General features: G+C 64.7%; 14 protein-coding genes and 1 riboswitch. Of the genes, 8 read left to right on the forward strand and 6 right to left on the reverse strand.

Annotated elements, in window-relative coordinates; translation table 11 throughout:
* The first annotated feature begins 155 nt into the window (after nt 1-155).
* The 3 genes from C8N35_RS17245 (at nt 156) to C8N35_RS17255 (ending at nt 3,731) form a co-directional block, all read left to right on the forward strand.
* Entirely contained in the window at nt 156-1,160 is a 1,005-nt protein-coding gene (locus C8N35_RS17245) for a DctP family TRAP transporter solute-binding subunit (RefSeq protein ID WP_107990950.1), read from the forward strand.
* Between the two features lie 148 nt (nt 1,161-1,308).
* Complete coding sequence (locus C8N35_RS17250; RefSeq protein WP_428977119.1) at nt 1,309-2,115, forward strand: TRAP transporter small permease; 807 nt, start codon at nt 1,309-1,311, stop codon at nt 2,113-2,115.
* Between the two features lie 5 nt (nt 2,116-2,120).
* Entirely contained in the window at nt 2,121-3,731 is a 1,611-nt protein-coding gene (locus C8N35_RS17255) for a TRAP transporter large permease (protein ID WP_107990951.1), read from the forward strand.
* Between the two features lie 229 nt (nt 3,732-3,960).
* Here C8N35_RS17255 and C8N35_RS17260 read toward each other — a convergent pair whose 3' ends face one another.
* The 3 genes from C8N35_RS17260 to C8N35_RS17270 are packed head-to-tail and all read right to left on the reverse strand — an operon-like array spanning nt 3,961 to nt 6,916.
* The gene (locus C8N35_RS17260) at nt 3,961-4,449 is read right to left on the reverse strand and encodes a hypothetical protein (RefSeq protein ID WP_107990952.1); all 489 of its coding nucleotides are present in this window, start codon (nt 4,447-4,449) and stop codon (nt 3,961-3,963) included.
* Complete coding sequence (locus C8N35_RS17265; protein WP_107990953.1) at nt 4,446-6,734, reverse strand: efflux RND transporter permease subunit; 2,289 nt, start codon at nt 6,732-6,734, stop codon at nt 4,446-4,448. Before C8N35_RS17265 ends, C8N35_RS17260 begins: the two co-directional genes overlap by 4 nt.
* Nucleotides 6,731-6,916, reverse strand: coding sequence for a hypothetical protein (locus C8N35_RS17270; RefSeq protein WP_107990954.1), 186 nt, complete (start codon nt 6,914-6,916; stop codon nt 6,731-6,733). Before C8N35_RS17270 ends, C8N35_RS17265 begins: the two co-directional genes overlap by 4 nt.
* A gap of 296 nt (nt 6,917-7,212) precedes the next feature.
* Here C8N35_RS17270 and C8N35_RS17275 point away from each other — a divergent pair, with 296 nt between their 5' ends.
* Together C8N35_RS17275 and C8N35_RS17280 are read left to right on the forward strand one after the other, a co-directional pair.
* On the forward strand, nt 7,213-7,416 hold the full coding sequence (locus C8N35_RS17275) for a cold-shock protein (RefSeq protein WP_107990955.1): 204 nt from the start codon (nt 7,213-7,215) through the stop codon (nt 7,414-7,416).
* Between the two features lie 152 nt (nt 7,417-7,568).
* Nucleotides 7,569-8,762: an adenylate/guanylate cyclase domain-containing protein gene (locus C8N35_RS17280; protein WP_107990956.1), complete on the forward strand. Its 1,194-nt coding sequence runs from the start codon at nt 7,569-7,571 to the stop codon at nt 8,760-8,762.
* Between the two features lie 55 nt (nt 8,763-8,817).
* Here the strand turns inward: C8N35_RS17280 and denD are convergent, their stop codons facing one another.
* Nucleotides 8,818-9,801 (reverse strand): D-erythronate dehydrogenase, encoded by a 984-nt coding sequence (gene denD, locus C8N35_RS17285; RefSeq protein WP_107990957.1) that lies wholly within the window; start codon nt 9,799-9,801, stop codon nt 8,818-8,820.
* Between the two features lie 143 nt (nt 9,802-9,944).
* Nucleotides 9,945-10,188, forward strand: a riboswitch (cobalamin riboswitch).
* Between the two features lie 63 nt (nt 10,189-10,251).
* Between denD and C8N35_RS17290 the strand changes: the two genes are divergently transcribed.
* Entirely contained in the window at nt 10,252-10,956 is a 705-nt protein-coding gene (locus C8N35_RS17290) for an energy-coupling factor ABC transporter permease (protein WP_107990958.1), read from the forward strand.
* Nucleotides 10,957-11,169: 213 nt separating this feature from the next.
* Here C8N35_RS17290 and C8N35_RS17295 read toward each other — a convergent pair whose 3' ends face one another.
* The gene (locus C8N35_RS17295) at nt 11,170-12,996 is read right to left on the reverse strand and encodes an IlvD/Edd family dehydratase (RefSeq protein WP_107990959.1); all 1,827 of its coding nucleotides are present in this window, start codon (nt 12,994-12,996) and stop codon (nt 11,170-11,172) included.
* A 184-nt stretch (nt 12,997-13,180) separates the two neighbouring features.
* Entirely contained in the window at nt 13,181-13,945 is a 765-nt protein-coding gene (locus C8N35_RS17300) for a gamma-glutamyl-gamma-aminobutyrate hydrolase family protein (protein WP_107990960.1), read from the reverse strand.
* Nucleotides 13,946-14,177: 232 nt separating this feature from the next.
* On the opposite strand from C8N35_RS17300, the gene C8N35_RS17305 reads away from it, so the two are divergent.
* Both C8N35_RS17305 and C8N35_RS17310 read left to right on the forward strand, forming a co-directional pair.
* Entirely contained in the window at nt 14,178-15,278 is a 1,101-nt protein-coding gene (locus C8N35_RS17305) for a TRAP transporter substrate-binding protein (protein WP_107990961.1), read from the forward strand.
* A 368-nt stretch (nt 15,279-15,646) separates the two neighbouring features.
* Nucleotides 15,647-16,747 (forward strand): TRAP transporter substrate-binding protein, encoded by a 1,101-nt coding sequence (locus C8N35_RS17310; protein WP_107990962.1) that lies wholly within the window; start codon nt 15,647-15,649, stop codon nt 16,745-16,747.
* Nucleotides 16,748-16,861 lie beyond the last annotated feature (114 nt).

Here is a 16,861-nt window from a genome sequence, read left to right on the forward strand (position 1 = left end):
ACCCATTTTCCGCCTCCGGGTTTCCGACAGGACTCGCTAAAGTGCCACATTTGCGCCATTCTTGTGGCAGCTCCCGCTGCTGGCACGGCGGTTGCTAAAGATATCGGGCTTCGCCGGATTTCGCCGGCAGCCCAATCATGTCTGGGAGGACATTCATGAAAAAGTTCGTTCTGGCGGCCGCCGCGGCTGTCACCTTCGCCTTTGTTGCCCCGGCGCTTGCGGCCGACGAGTGCGACGACGGCGAGATGGTCATCAAGTTCAGCCACGTCGTCGCCGCCCACGGTCATCCCAAGGGCGATGCCGCGACGCTTTTGGCCGAGCGCGTCAACAAGGAGATGAACGGCGTCGCCTGCATGCAGGTGTTCCCGAACTCTCAGCTCTTCGACGACGACAAGGTGATGGAGGCGCTGCTTCTGGGCGACGTCCAGCTCGCGGCTCCCTCGCTGTCGAAGTTCGAGGCCTATACCAAGAAGTTCCGCCTGTTCGACCTGCCGTTCGTGTTCAACGATCTCGACGCGACCATGCGTTTCGGCAACTCCGACAAGGGCAAGGAACTGCTGACCTCGATCTCCGATGTCGGCTATGTGGGCCTGGGCTACTGGCTGTCGGGCATGAAGCAGTTTTCGGCCAACAAGCCGCTGCTGGTGCCCTCCGACGCCAAGGGCCTGAAGTTCCGCGTGCAGACCTCCGACGTCTCCGTCGCGATGATCGAGGCGATGGGCGCCAACGCCCAGAAGCTCGCCTTCAAGGAAGTCTACGGCGCGCTGCAGACCGGCGTCGTCGACGGGCAGGAGAACTCCTGGTCCAACATCTACACCCAGAAGTTCTTCGAGGTGCAGGACGGCATCACCGAGACCAACCACGCAGCCCTCGCCTATCTGCTGGTGACCTCGGACGAGTGGCTGAACGGGCTTGAGCCGGATGTGCGCGAGAAGTTCCTGAAGATCGTCCAGGACGTGACCGACGAGGCCAACGCCAATGTCGGCAAGCAGGAAGCCGCCAACCGGCAGAACATCATCGACGCCGGCTCGACCATTCGCGAGCTGACCCCCGAGCAGCGCAAGCAGTGGGTCGATACGATGAAGCCCGTGTGGGACAAGTTCAAGGACGACATCGGGCAGGACGTGATCGACGCGGCGCTGGCGTCCAACAACAGCTGACGCTCTCGTTTCGCCAAGACCTGAAACAAGGGGAGTGGCCTGATGGCCTCTCCCCCGGTTGCCTGAAAAAAAACAAGTCGCCCCCGGGGATGACAGGTGCGGGGGTTGCCGGCCGACGGGTTTGCCGTCGGCGCGTGCGGGGGAAGCCGTGACTTCAAAATTCTCAACGATCATCGCCGCCCTGGTGCTGGCGTTCCTGGCGATCTACCTGGCGGCGGAAGCGCGCACGGTGGCTGGCGCCATATCGGATATTCTCGGCTTCAAGTGGAAGCACATGGAACTGGTGCTGCGCATTCTGGCGCTCGCCTCGCTCGTCATGACCATCCACGTCATCGAGCTGCAATGGCCCGAGGTCATCGCCCATTTCGAGGAGATCGTGCTGGCGCTGCTGTTGGCGCTGATGACGCTGGTCTCCTTTACCCAGGTGGTGGCGCGCTACGGCTTCAACACCGGCTGGGGTGGGGCGCTCGAATTCACCCGGCTGCTGTTTGCCTGGATGATCCTGTTCGGCATGAACTACGGCGTGAAAATCGGCTCGCATCTCGGCGTCGATGCCGGCATCCGGCTGTTTCCGCCGAAAATCTTCCGTATCCTAGCGGTCTTCGGCGCGCTGTGCGGCGTGCTCTACGCCTGCATTCTCATTTCGGCCGACTGGCTGCAGATCTTCGGCATCCACACCCGTGGCGGCGCCATCGCCTACTGGACGCTGAATTTCCGCACCGGCATCGGCCTCGACGACCTGCGCTATCCCGATATCATCCAGCACCTGTTCGGCACCAAGGAGCGCGTGCAGCGCTGGATCGTCTATCTGGTGCTGCCCACGGGGCTCGCCTTCTTCGCCTTCCGCTGCCTGCAGGCTGCCATCGCCATCATCAAGGGCGAGCGGGAAATGATGATCGCGGCACATGAGGCCGAAGATCTCGTCGCCGAAAACAAAGACGCGTTGAAGGACTGAGCACCATGGAAGCCGCAACTCTTTTCGTCATGGTGCTGACGCTGCTGTTTCTGGGCGTCCCCATATCCATCTCGCTGGGCCTATCCAGCGTCCTGGCCATCGCGCTGTTCTCCAACGATTCCATGTCGTCGGTGGCGCAACAGCTTTTCACCGCCTCGCAGAACTACACGCTGCTGGCGATCCCCTACTTCATTCTCGCCTCCGCCTTCATGTCGACGGGCGGCGTGGCGCGGCGCATCATCCGCTTCGCGATTGCCGCCGTCGGCCATGTGCGCGGCGGCCTGGCGATCGCGGCGGTGTTCTCCTGCATGCTGTTCGCGGCGCTGTCGGGCTCCTCGCCGGCGACCGTGGTCGCCATCGGCACCATCGCCATCGCCGGCATGCGCGAGGTCGGCTACACCAAGGACTTCGCCGCCGGCGTCATCGCCAATGCCGGTACGCTCGGCATTCTGATCCCGCCCTCCATCGTCATGGTGGTCTATGCGGCGGCGACCGACGTGTCGGTCGGGCGCATGTTCCTGGCCGGTGTCATTCCCGGGATCGTGGCGGGCCTCATGCTGATGGTGGCGATCTACATCAACGCCCGGATCAAGAAAATGCCCAAGCAGCCGTTCGCCGGCGTGCATGAGGTGGTCGCCGCCGGCCGCGATGCCGGCTGGGGGCTGTTCCTGATCATCATCATCCTGGGCGGCATCTATGGCGGCGTCTTCACGCCGACGGAAGCCGCAGCCGTGGCCGCGGTCTATTCCTTCATCATCGCCGTCTTCATCTATCGCGACATGGGCCCCCTGAAGGATGTGCCGTGGGTGAGGGACGAGGACGGACCCAATGCGCGCGTCGGCTTCTCCGCCACGATCTACGCGCTGGCGGTGCTGTTCATCTGGCTGATCCTGTCGTTCTTCTTCCTGCAGGGGCTGGGGCTGGAGACGCGCTTCTGGGCGGGAGTGGTGTTGGCGCTCGCGGTGCTGGCCTACTATCCCGTGCTCAGGGCCGACCGGCGCACCGCCGGCATCGGCACCGCCTATCTGCATTCGCTGGCGATCTGGCGGCGCAACCTGTGGCAGATCCTCTGCGCCTTCATCCCCGCCTTCACCAACGCGGAAACGCGCAAGGTGATGATCGACGCCGCGCGCACGACCATCATGCTGATGTTCATCATCGTCAACGCGCTGCTGTTCGCCCATGTGCTGACATCGGAACGCATCCCGCAGGCGATCACCGACTGGATGGTGGGCGCCGGCTTCAACTGGTTCACCTTCCTGATCGCGATCAACCTGCTGCTGCTGCTCGGCGGTCAGTTCATGGAGCCCTCGGGCCTGCTGCTGATCGTGGCGCCGGTGGTGTTCCCGATCGCGATGAAGCTCGGCGTCGATCCTGTGCATCTGGGCATCATCATGGTGGTGAACATGGAGATCGGCATGATCACGCCGCCGATCGGGCTCAACCTGTTCGTGACATCGGGCATAACGGGAATGTCGCTCGTGCAGGTCGTGCGCGCCTCGGCGCCGTTCGTGGCGATCCTGTTCCTGTTCCTGATCCTGGTGACCTACATCGAGCCGCTCTCGACCTTCCTGCCCTACGCGCTGATGGGGCCGGAGATCGTGATGCAGAGGTAGGGACGGGGAAAAGAGGGAATGGCGATCGGTGCGCCCTTGCGGGCGCGCTTGGTCGCTGGATTCCGGATCGGCACTCGGCTTCGCCTCGCTTGTCCGGAATGAGGGAGTGTGGAGTTGGCTTCAAGCCCGCCACAAACTCCTCATTCCGGGCGGTCTGTCGCGAAGCGGCATGGCCAGACCCGGAAGCCAGCAAATCAGCTGGCGCGTCAGCGCCGTCCGCTTTTCCGTCTCACCGCTCGAACACGATCCGGCTCAGCTCGTTCGTGCCGTCGGTGCTGGTCAGCACCAGTTCGTCCGAGCCCTTTTCCCAGCTCAGATTTCCGGAAACCGGCTTGTGGCCTTCCTTTCCCGGAAACGTGAAACTGATGGCAACGGTCTTGCCGCGCGCGCGGCCCGTCACCGGGGCGACCGCGCTGCTTGTCGGGCTGTACCAGCGCCCGGTGAAGCGCCCGCTCGTCTCGTCGATATAGCCCTTGACCGGAAAATTCGTGCCCGAGGCGGCGCACTTGCCGTCGATCGACAGGCGCGGCGCCTCGAAATCGGATGCGATGCGGCAGCGCACGATCTGCTTTGCCGCATCGCCCGGCTTTTTCACCCAGCCCTTGCCGGCCCAGCGGCCGGTGGCGGTGCCGAGCGCGGGGTCGGCGGCGGCGGGAAGGACCGCTGTCAAAAGGCCAAGCGTTGCGGCAAAGGCGATGGTGAGGCGTCGTTCAATCATGTCTCGGCAAACCATTTGGGACGTCGGAGCCATTTCAGGCGCAGGATGGCGGGCAGCAGCAACAGATCCGCCAGAAGCGCCACGAAGAACGTCAGGATCAGCATGATGCCGAACAGCCTGACGGTGGCGAACGCGCTGGTCAGCGTCACCATGACGCCGGCCGCGATCAGCACCGTGGTGATGATCATCACCCGGCCGGTCTGGCCGATCGCCACCCGTAGCGCTTCGTCAACGTCCAGACCGATGGAGCGTTCCAGCCGGTAGCGGTTGGCGAAGTGGATGGAATCGTCCACCGCGATGCCGAAGGCCACCGTCAGCGCCAGCACGGCGGTGGGATTGACCTGTCCGTTGTTGACCAGATGAAGCGCCGCGGCGGATATGACCAGCGGCAGCACGTTGGGAAACAGCAGGGCGGGCGCCAGCATCGGCCAGCGGAAGGCGCCGGCGACCACGATCACCGCAACGATGCAGGCCCCCATCAGGCCTTCCGCAAGCTGGCGGATCATCGGCAGGGCGTTGTGGCGCAGCACGGCGGGGAAGCCGTAGATGCGCTGCGCACCCGCGCTTTTCGCCGCCGTGGTGATGGCGTCCTGCAGGCGCAGCGTGGTGTGGTCGCGCATCGGCTCGGGCACGAACACGATGACATGCGCGGTCTTGCCGTCGGGCGAGAGAAGCTGCGTGCGCTGGGCGGTATCGAGCTTTGCGAGTTCCTCCTCGCTCGGCGCGCGGTCCGGTTCGCCCAGCCAGCGCGCGGCGGTGACGACGGAGAGCACCGAATAGTCGGGCGCGGCGGCTTCCACCTTTTCCACGAGGTTCTTCATCCGCGCCCAGCCGGCCTTCGTCTCGAGCGCGTTGTCGCCGGAAACGTCGAGATCGATCCACAGCCGGAAATAGCCGCCGAAAGCCTTCTCGATGCGGTCGTTGGCAAGCCTGACGTCGCTCGTTTCCGGCATGTTCTGGAAGAGCGGAAACCACATCTCCGTGCGCGAGATCGACCAGAGTCCGCCGGCCATGACGACAACGGCGACGGCGATGACGAGCCGCGTTCGACCCAGCGCCCAACGCTCGAAAAAGGCTGGCACCGGCGCGCGCATCAGCACCCCGCGCCGTTTCTTCGCCGGCGGCCGGCAATAGGGAGCGATCAGCGTGAAACCGACCAGCACCACCAGATAGGAGGCCATCACGCCGGCGGCTCCCAGAATGGCCAGCTCGCGCAAAGGTGCGTTCGACGTGGCGCCGATCGCGCCGAAGCCGATGGCGGTGGTGAGCGCGGTGAGCGCGCAGGCAGGGCCGACGTCGGAGATGGTCTGCGTCAGCCGTTCGCGCCGGGTGCCTTCGGTTTCCACCAGATAGTGCATGGTCAGATGAATGCTGTCGGCGATGCCGAGCACCAGCACCAGGATCGGCACCACGTTGGAAAGCACCGTGACGGGAAAGCCGAAGGCGACGAACAGCGCCAGCGACACGCCCGCACCGACGAGCGCGGGGGCGGCCACCACCAGCGTCGTGCGCAGCGTGCCGAAGATCAGAAAGGCGAGGACGATGGCGATGACGCAGCCCGCCCCGTTCAACCGGATGAGGTCGGACTTGATCGCCCCCGAGATATCGAAGGCGATGGCATCGACGCCGGTCAGTTCGTAGGTGAGGCCGGTTTTGGTGAAGTCCTTCGAAAGCGTGCGGATATCGCTGAGTTTGGCGCGCAGCTGGCCGCGTTTCAATGTGCCGTCGAGCGCCACGAAAATGAGCGCACTCTTCATGTCCTTCGAAATGAGAGGCCGGATGTCGGGTTCGCTCGCGCGGTAGGCTGCAAGCCGTGCGCCGATATCGGCGTCCTTGATGTCGAAGGGAAAGACGGCCTCGCCCGGATGGTCCCGATCGGCCGTGGGAAAGCGCATCGAGAAGGGCGAGAGCACGAATTCCGCACCGTCGAGAAGTTGCAGCTCAAGCGAGAAGTCGCGCATGGCGGAGAAGTCGTCAGCCGTGAAGGCGCGCTCGCTTTCCACCAGCACCACCACGTTGCGCCCGCTCGTCAGCGATTCCGAGGTTTCCGCGCGCGAGGCGAAGATGCGCTGGAGATTGTCGTCGAAATGCAGCTTCGGGATCGCCAGCGCCGAGGCGACGATCACCAGAACGAGCAGGAGAGCGGCGATCGCGGGGTGTTTGGCCGCGAAATGGCCCGGCAGATCCAGTCCGAAGCCGGAAAACGTGCTTTTCGGTCGCCGTCCGCCCGCGGAACCGCCAACGTCGTCGATATCGGGTTCGTCGTCTCGCTCATGCTCTTTCACCAGCGAGACCCCGGCGTCTCGCTGGTGGGTTCGGGCGCGCAAATGCTTTCAAGGCCGGCGTGGTTCAGCCAGTCGGTCATGTCCGGTTCCGTGTTCTTGCGTTGTCCTCCATCTTGCACGGCAGGGAGGCGGCGAAAAGGCAGATGCCCGATCATTTTTCGCATTTGTTCCATGGCGGTCATTGCGCACGGGTTTCACCGTGCTTGAATTCGGACAGCTCATGCACCATCTTTTAACCACACCGGTCCACCATCCAAGATGAATTGAGACCGAAACGGCTCAGCCTGGGGCGGAATGCCCCGGTGAAAAAAGAAAAAAGAGCCAGCGCGAAAGTCGGGACCGCTTTGTGTCCCCGTTGCGCATGGCCCGGATGGTTCCCTTCCGGCGGATCTTTTTGAAGAACCGCAAGTGTTGCACAAGCTGGCTGCGCAAACATGTGCGCCGGCTTCGATATTTCATGAAATAAGGAAAAACAAAAATGGAAAACGGAAATGTGAAGTGGTTCGACCCGCGCAAGGGCTTCGGGTTCATCGAGCCCGACCATGGCGGAAGCGACGTCTTCGTCCATATGAACGCGGTCAAGGCGGCGGGCCTTAACCTGCTTAAGGAAGGCCAGGTGGTCTTCTACGAGCTGGTCCACGCCGGCGACCGCAACGAGGCGCGCGACCTGGCGGTCGTTTAAGCGTCTGGCGCCCGGCCCGCAGGCAACGCGATTGCCAGCGGAGCCGCGAGGCCCTATGTCCCGCCAACCCCTTGCGGTGAGTTCCGCAAGGGTATCTTGGTCCGCCAGGGTATCCTGGTTCGCAAGGGCAACGTGGGCGGGGCCGTCGAAACATGACCGCAAATGATGTGAAGCCGCGCAAGACGCTGGACGGGCTGGAAGACTGGCTCATCCGCGAGGCGCGGCTTTTCGATTCTCCGGCCGATATCGTTGACGGCGTCTGCCGATGGCTGATCGATGCCGGCCTGCCGCTCATCCGCTGCCGCATCGGCCAACGCCTCGCCGATCCGCTGATGTCCGCGTGGGGCGTGGTGTGGCGGCCGGATCACGTCGAGGATTATGTCGTCGACCGCGAGACCCTGGAGGGCCCCGCCTATTTCGGCAGTCCGTTCCAGGCGGTGGTGCAGACGCGCGCGCCCCGGCGGTACGATCTCACGGCCCTTTCCCCCGACGATCACGAGAGCCTGCACGAACAGGCTGAAATCGGCGGACGCGACTACATCGCCATCCCCTTCATCTACGGCGACGGTTCGGTTCAGGGCGGCGCCTTCGTCTTTTCCGAAAAGCTGGATGAGGCGACGGCGGAGCGGATCATGTCGCTGCGCCATGCCCTGGCAGCGACACTGGAGCCGGTCGCCATGCGCCGTTCGGCCCGCTCGCTGCTCACCACCTATCTTGGTCGCGGGCCGGCGGAACGGGTGATGTCGGGCGCCTTCCGGCGTGGCGACATGGGCCATCTCGACGCGGTCGTGCTCTTCACCGATCTGTGTGGTTCCTCCGCGCTGTCGGAACGCTGCTCCGAGGCGCAGCTGCTTTCCATTCTCGACACCTATTTCGAGGCGGTGGCCGACGGGGTGAAGGCCAATCGGGGGGAGGTGCTGAAGTTCCTCGGCGACGGACTGCTGGCGATCTTTCCCGTTGACGGGTCGGTCAATGCCGCGATTGCCTGCGGCCAGGCGGTGGCGGCGGTGAACGCGGCCGATGCTGTCCTGCGCGACGTGGCGCTCGCTCCCAGCTGCGGCGGGGTGTTCCCCTGCTTTGCGGCCGCGCTCCATCTCGGGCCCGTCGTTTACGGCAATATCGGCTCGCGCGATCGGCTCGACTTCACGGTGGTGGGCCAGACGGTCAATCTGGTTAGCCGGCTGGAGGATATCGCCAAGTCCCAGCCGGGAAGCATCGTCTGCTCGCAGGCCTTCGCGCAAACCTGGGGCGGGCCGAGCGAGGCACTCGGCACCCGCATGCTGAAGGGCTTCTCGCTGCCCCAGTCGCTGCACACGATCGAGCGCCACAACCTCCGCAGATCCTGAAACCACCTTGCGCTCACCCCCGTTCGCGCGTTGCGTGCAGGCGTGCAGGCTTGCCCTACAGCCGGATGCCTTCTTCGGTCGCGTAGGTGCGCACGATGTCGGTAAAGCTCCTGTCGGGGGCGAAGCCGAGGCTGCGGGCGCGGAAGGTGTTGAAGTCGCGCGGCCAGCCCGCGACGATGGCTGTGATCCTCTCGTCCGGCTGATAGCGGATGAGTTTGACGCGTTGCTGGCCGGCAAGCTCGCGAAGCGTGTCGATCTGTTCCTGCACGGTGACCGAGATGCCCGGCATGGTCAGGTTGCGGCGGCCTTCCAGCGGCTGCGTGTCCATGGTTGCGGCGCGTTCGAGAAAGCTCACGGCGGCGCGCGGGCTCGCCATCCAGTGGCGCACGGTGGTGGGCACGGGCAGCGTCGCCACCTCGCCGTTCAGCGGCTCGCGGATGATGGAGGAAAAGAACCCCGAAGCCGCCTTGTTGGGCTTGCCGGGCCTCACCACGATGGTGGGAAGCCTGAGCCCGACCGCATCGACGTATCCCTTTCGCGAATAGTCCGCGATCAGCAGTTCGCAGATCGCCTTCTGCGTGCCGTAGGAGGTGAGCGGGGTCAGGTGGTGCTCGTCGGTAATGCGCTCGGGATAGGGCGCGCCGTAGACGGCGATGGACGAGGCGAAGACAAGCCGGGGGACATGGCGGGCGGCGCGCAACGCCTCCAGAAGCCGCAGGGTGCCTTCCAGATTGACCCGGTATCCCTTGTCGAAATCCTCCTCCGCCTCGCCGGAAACGATCGCGGCCAGATGCACGATGATGTCGGGCTTGAGGCAGACGAGCCGTTCCGCCGTTTCCGGATCGGAGATATCGGCGGCGAATGTCTCAATGGGCAGGGCAGCCGGCGCAGCGGCGATCGCGGGGGCCTCGGGCTCGACGACGTCGGCAAGTGTCAGCCGGTCGACCGGTTGCCCGCCTATGGTGCCGTTTTCCGCGATGCGCATCGCCAGGCGGGCGCCGATCATGCCGGCGGCACCCAATATAAGAACATGCGTCATAGAGCGCCCTCCTCATGGCTCCATGTCCGCCCCGTGATCACCCCAGGGGCGGAACTATGCGGGCGGACGAAGGGCGTGACAAGAGCGGGCCCGTCGTGATCGCGAATTCCCGCAGTGTGCCTTTCCCCGAGGATCGAATCTGGTCTAGGATGCGGTGTTCGGGTTCCATGCGGGCAAAGCCCGCGGGATTAAATGGGAACACGGCAAGGCCGACCCAATCGGGGGCCTGATCCGTGACTGCCCTCGCAACTGTGAACGCGGAGCCGGCTCCTGTTGTCCACCGGGCGATACGCCCGGGAGGCAAAGCCACTGGGCGAAAAGCCCGGGAAGGTGGAGTTTCGGTGTTGAGGCGTGAGTCAGGAGACCTGCCCGGATATCGGCCTCAACCGGCGCTGCCGTCTTGCGGCATGCGCCACGAACCCGCACGAAGGGTGCGGGGAAAGGAACGACATGCATATCGAACCGGGCGTCGTCGACGGCGCCAAGATCGTCCTGAGCTATGCCACGGGCGCGGCCGCCCTCGGGCTTGCCGGCAAGATGGCGCTCGATACCGTGCGCGAAAGCGGCAACGGCCTCGGCCGGATCGGCGGCGCCTCCGCGCTCGCCGCGCGCACGGTGATCACCACCGCGCTGGTCTTCTGCTTCTTCCAGGTGCTGCCGCATCATCCCGTCGGCGTTTCCGAGGTTCACCTGATCCTCGGCTCGACGCTCTTCCTGATCTTCGGCGCGGGTCCGGCGAGCCTCGGTCTGGCGCTGGGCCTGCTTTTTCAGGGGCTGTTCTTCGCGCCCTTCGACCTGCCGCAATATGGCATGAACGTCACGACGATCATCGTGCCGCTCTATGCGATGAGCTTCCTCGCCAAGCGCATCATTCCCGCCGCCACCGCCTACAAGGACGTGAAGTACTCCCAGGCGCTGGCGCTTTCCACGGCCTACCAGGGCGGCATCGTGTGTTGGGTCGGGTTCTGGGCGCTCTACGGCCAGGGCTTCGGTGCCGAGAACATGGCCAACGTCGCCTCTTTCGGCGCGGCCTACATGACGGTGATCATCGTCGAGCCGCTGGTCGATCTCGGCGTTCTCGCCGGCGCCAAGGCGCTCGACAGGCTGTCCGGCTCCGGCCTGGTACAGTCGCGGCTCTACCAGCCGGCGGCGTAACAGGCTCTGTATCTGTTGCGAAATTCGAAGGGCTGTCCGTCACGCGGGCAGCCCTTTTGCGTGGGGCGTCGATGCGCTCCCTTCCGCACCCTCTCTCTCGCACAGTTCAAGCAGACAGGGTGCTGGTGTGCCGTGCGCAATCAGTGGGCCCCCCTTCCCCCTTGTGGGGGAGAGGGGAGCAGGTGGCTGTTTTCATGAGGGCATCCGCCCGCTTCAGTGATTGTCGCGCGGCACGCCGGGGATACCGTGGCTTCCCACGGCCGGCGCGGAGTTGCCGACATCGCGGTAGTTGACCGCCGGCTTCAGCACCATGCCCTTGTCGAACTGGTCGACGAGCGCGCGCTGGATCTCCTGCCAGGGGGTCTGGTTTGGGGCGTAGGCAAAGCCGCCGGCCGCCTCCAGCGCCTTGCGGCGTTCGGCAAGTTCCGCGTCGCCGATCAGGACGTTCGCCATGCCCTTGTTGAGATCGATGCGCACGCGGTCGCCGGTCCGCAGAAGCGCGAGCCCGCCGCCGGCTGCCGCCTCCGGTGCGGCGTTCAATATCGATGGCGAACCGGACGTGCCCGATTGCCGGCCGTCGCCGATGCAGGGCAGCGCCGTGATGCCCCGTTTGATCAGGGCGGCCGGCGGCTGCATGTTCACCACCTCCGCTCCACCGGGATAGCCGATCGGGCCGGTGCCGCGGATGAACAGCATCGAGCTCTCGTCGATGGCGAGCGCCGGGTCCTCGATCCGGTCGTGATAGTCCTCCGGCCCCTCGAAGACGACGGCGCGCCCCTCGAAGGCGTTCGGGTCGTCCGGGTTTTCCAGATAGCGGGCGCGGAACTCGGGCGTGATCACGCTGGTCTTCATGATCGCGCTGTCGAACAGGTTGCCCTTCAGGTTGACGAAGCCCGCGTCCCTCATCAGCGGGTCGGCGACGGGACGGATGACCTTCGTGTCGAGGTTCTCGGCGCCTTCGCAATTCTCGCCGATCGGCTTGCCATTGGCCGTTATCGCATCGGCATGCGGCAGCATCCCCGCCTTCATCAGCTCCGCGATCACCGCCGGCACGCCACCGGCATGGTGGTAGTCCTCGCCAAGATATTCGCCCGCCGGCTGCATGTTGACGAGAAGCGGCACGTGGTGGCCGATCTCCTGCCAGTCGTCATTGTCGAGCGGTACGCCGAGGTGCCGGGCGATGGCGTTGAGGTGAATGGGCGCGTTGGTCGAGCCGCCGATCGCTGAATTGACGACGATCGCGTTCTCGAAGGCCTGGCGCGTCATGATATCGGAGGGCTTCAGGTCCTCGTGCACCATGTCGACGATGCGCTTGCCGGTGAGATAGGACATCTGCCCGCGCTCGCGATAGGGGGCGGGAATGGCGGCCGCGCCCGGCAACTGCATGCCCAGCGCTTCGGCGAGCGAATTCATCGTCGTCGCCGTGCCCATGGTGTTGCAATAGCCGACCGAGGGAGCGGAGGAGGCGACGAGGTCGGCAAAGCCGCCGACGTCGATCTCGCCGGCCGCCAGCATCTCGCGCGCCTTCCACACGATGGTGCCCGAGCCGGTGCGCTGCCCCTTGTACCAGCCGTTCAGCATCGGCCCGACGGAAAGCGCGATGGCCGGGATGTTGACGGTCGCCGCAGCCATCAGGCAGGCGGGCGTGGTCTTGTCGCAGCCGATGGTCAACACCACGCCGTCGATCGGATAGCCGTAGAGCAGTTCGACGAGCCCCAGATAGGCGAGGTTGCGGTCGAGTGTCGCCGTCGGGCGCTTGCCGGTTTCCTGGATCGGGTGGACGGGAAACTCGAACGCAATGCCGCCCGCCTCGCGGATGCCGTCGCGCACGCGCTTGGCGAGTTCCAGGTGATGCCGGTTGCAGGGCGAGAGGTCCGAGCCGGTCTGGGCGATGCCGATGATCGGCTTGCCCGACTGCAGCTCCTCGCGGGTGAGGCCGAAATTCAGGTAGCGCTCCAGGTAGAGCGCGGTCATGGCCGGATTGTCGGGATTGTCGAACCAGGCCCTGGAGCGCAGCATCCGGCGTTTGTTGTCGCTCATTTCCGTCTTTCTCCCTCACCTATTCCGATGCACCGCTTCTTGCGGCGCCGCGCGTCCAACACTAGTGCCTGTTGGCAAAAAGAATAGCCCGGTGCGTTTCTCCTTTCAGGAAGAAGCCCCCGTAACGGGCTCGCGGGGACGGCAACGATGCATGCGAAGCCCCGGCAGGGGGAACTCGTCCCTCCTATTCCGCCCGCCGCATGCGCGCCCGCATCGCCTTTCCGAATGCGGCGAAGATTTTCTTCGAGGTCTCGTCGGAGGCGACCCAGTATTCGGGGTGCCACTGGGTGGCGAGCGCCCAGCCCTTCGCAGCCTGCGGGTGGGCGGCCTCGATCGTGCCGTCCTCAGCGCGTGCGTCGGCGAGAAGGTCTGGCGCCAGCATGTCGACAGCCTGCCGGTGCAGCGAGTTCACGCGCGTCACCCCGCCGTCCGGAGCAGTGCCCAGCACGGCTGCAAGGCAGCTTCCCGCCTCCACCTCGATCTCGTGGGCAAGGCCGTAGCGTTCGTCCTGGACGTCCGATTGCGCCGCGCGATGATCCCTCCGCCCCGGCAGGGACTGGATCTCGGTCGCCAGCGTGCCGCCCAGCGCCACGTTCAGCTCCTGCATTCCGCGGCAGATCGCCAGCAGCGGGATGCCCAGTTCCAGCGCCCGACGCGCCAGCGGCAGAGTGGTTGCGTCACGCTGGGGATCGTAGGGGCCGTTTTCCGCGCTGGCCACGCCGCCATAAAGCGAGGGATGAACGTTGGAGCGCGCGCCGGTCAGCATCACGCCGTCGACGCGGGTCAGCACCGCATCGAGATCGATCGCCGCACCCAGCGATGGCAGAACCAGCGGCACGGCATCCGAACCGGTGATCACCGCCTCCAGATAGGTCGCGGCGGCCGCGTGCCACTCATGGCCGTCGCCGGGGCGGACATCTGCCGAGACAAGAACGATCGGTCGGGTCATGGAATCTATCCTATTCTATACAAACGGCCATATAATACAGGTGTTTACGTACAGATTTCCACATAGAAACGGCAATTTAACTTGTAAACTGCGGGGCTGTGCGTTTTATATCCTGTAGACGGATTCCGCCTTGGCGGGGCCAGGCGCCGCACCCCGGTCGGGACCCGGGGCGGGGCGCCGTCGTGAGCGCGGCAACGCGTGTCGCGCACGTTTTACTCGGGAGGAATACATTATGGATCGTCGTTCGTTCTTGAAGAACGCCAGCATCGGTGCGACCGCCGCCGCGGCCACCACCCTGGCTGCGCCCGCGGTCAGGGCACAGACCACCACCGACATGGTCATCGTCTCCACCTGGCCGCGGGATTTCCCCGGTCTCGGCACCTCCGCCCAGCGCCTTGCCGCGCGCATCGGCGAACTGACGGAAGGTCGCATCAACGTGCAGTACTACGCCGCCGGCGAGCGCGTGGGGGCCTTCGACAGCTTCGATGAAGTGGCGTCCGGCAACGCGCAGGCCTATATCGGCGCCGATTATTACTGGAAGGGCAAGCATCCGGCCTGGGCCTATTTCACTTCGGTTCCCTTTGGTCTCACCTATGCCGAGATGGATGCGTGGATCAAGTTCGGCGGCGGCCAGGAGCTGTGGGACGAACTGGCCGACAGCTACGGCCTGCAGAATTTCGCCGCCGGCAATACCGGCGTGCAGATGGGCGGCTGGTTCAACAAGAAGGTCGAGACGGCCGACGACCTGAAGGGCCTGAAATTCCGCATGCCGGGCCTCGGCGGCGACGTGCTGGCCAAGCTCGGCGTCTCGCCGGTTTCGCTGCCCGGCGGCCAGATCTACGAAAACCTCGTCTCCGGCGCCATCGACGGCACCGAATGGGTCGGCCCCTGGAACGACTACTACCTGAAACTCTACGAGGCGGCGAAATACTACTACTATCCCGGCATGCACGAGCCGGGTTCGCAGCTTGCGCTGGGCACCAACAAGTCGTGGTACACCAGCCTGCCGAAGATCGACCAGCAGATCATCAAGGCCGCCTGCATGGAAGAGAACGCCGTACAGATGGCCGAGACGAACCACAATAACGGCATCTATCTCGACAAGCTGATCAAGGAACACGGCGTGAAGCTGGAGCGGTTCTCCGACGAGATCTACGACGCGTTCGGCGAGGCCTCCGAGGAGGTGTTCGCCGAGACGGTGGAACACTCCGATCTCACCAGGCGCACGCACGAGAGCTTCGTCAAGGCGCGCTCCGAGCTGGGCCGGTGGATGCTTCTGGCCGATACCGGCTACACCGAGCAGCGCAACCGCGTGCTGGGCATCAGCGTGTAGTGCCGTGACCCTACGGCGCTTGCTGTCGGGCGGGACCGCCTGAACGGCGGGAACGGCGACGAAACGAGGGCGATGCGGGAGACCGTATCGCCCTTTTTCATGTCCGCTTTCGCGCCGGTTTGCCTGGGGTGGAGAGACAGGGATGCGCAATTGGCATGTTTAGCGAAATAAATTGCCGTTGCGGCAATTCGGGTGCGGCAGATATTCCGATCGAAGGGCTCTACGTGACTTTTTCTTGTGCGAGGCCGGCACCTGCGCAATATAGCGAATTCCGGGCCCTTCGCGGGGTTCTGGTCGCCTCTTATCGCAGAGGCGCGTGACACAAGCGCTGCGTCATAAGCTTGCGCACCTATTGGGAGGATACGATTATGGATCGTCGCTCATTTTTGAAGAATGCCGGCGTCGGAACCGCGGCCACCGCCACTGCCGTGCTCGCGGCACCGGCGGTCAGGGCTCAGACCACCACCGACATGGTGATCGTCGCCACCTGGCCCCGGGATTTTCCGGGCCCCGGCACCGGTAGTCAGCGGCTCGCCAAGCGTATTTCCGATCTCACCGAAGGCCGTATCAACGTTCAGTATTTCGCCGCGGGCGAGCGCGTGGGCGCCTTCGACGTGTTCGATGAAGTGGCGTCGGGCAATGCCCAGGCCTATTGCTCGGCCGACTACTACTTCAAGGGCAAGAACCCCGGCTTTTCCTATTTCACCTCCGTTCCCTTCGGCCTCACCTATGCCGAGATGGACGCGTGGATGAAGTTCGGCGGCGGCCAGCAGCTGTGGGACGAGCTTGGCGACGAATATGGCCTGCAACCCTTCGCGGCCGGCAACACCGCCACGCAGATGGCGGGCTGGTACAACAAGGAGATCAATTCCGTCGACGATCTGCGCGGCCTCAAGATGCGCATTCCCGGGCTCGGCGGTGACATCATGTCGAAGCTCGGCGTCGCCCCCGTCTCGCTGCCCGCCAGCCAGAGCTACGAGGCGCTGGTCGCCGGCACCATCGATGCCGCGGAATGGATCGGGCCGTGGAACGACTACTTCCTGAAGTACTACGAGGTGGCGAAGTACTACTATTATCCGGGCCTGCACGAGGCCGCCTCGCAGCTTTCCATGGGCGTCAACAAGTCCTGGCTGACCAGCCTGTCGAAGGTCGATCAGGAGATCATCCAGGCCTCCTGCATGGTGGAGAACGCCATGATGACGGCCGAGTTCAACCACAATAGCGGCATTTATCTCGACAAGCTGGTCAACGAGCACGGGGTGAAGCTGCGCCGCTTCCCCGACGAGGTGCTGGACGAGATGGGCGTGGCCGCCGAAGCGGTGTTCCAGACCACCGTCGAGCATTCCGATCTGACGCGGCGCATCCACGAGAGCTTCGTCAAGGCGCGGGCCGATCTGGGGCGCTGGATGCTGCTGGCTGATACCGGCTACACCGAACAGCGCAACCGGGTGCTCGGCATCACCGTGTGACAACGCGGTGACGACGGCTAATAGCGGCGTCGCAACGGACGATCCGATCGGCGGCGGCGGGGCGAACGCAACCCGCCGCCAAGGTCGGACGGACCCATGCGCCCGGTTGCGGAC

The sequence above is a fragment of the Breoghania corrubedonensis genome (assembly GCF_003053845.1).
GTDB lineage: Bacteria > Pseudomonadota > Alphaproteobacteria > Rhizobiales > Stappiaceae > Breoghania > Breoghania corrubedonensis.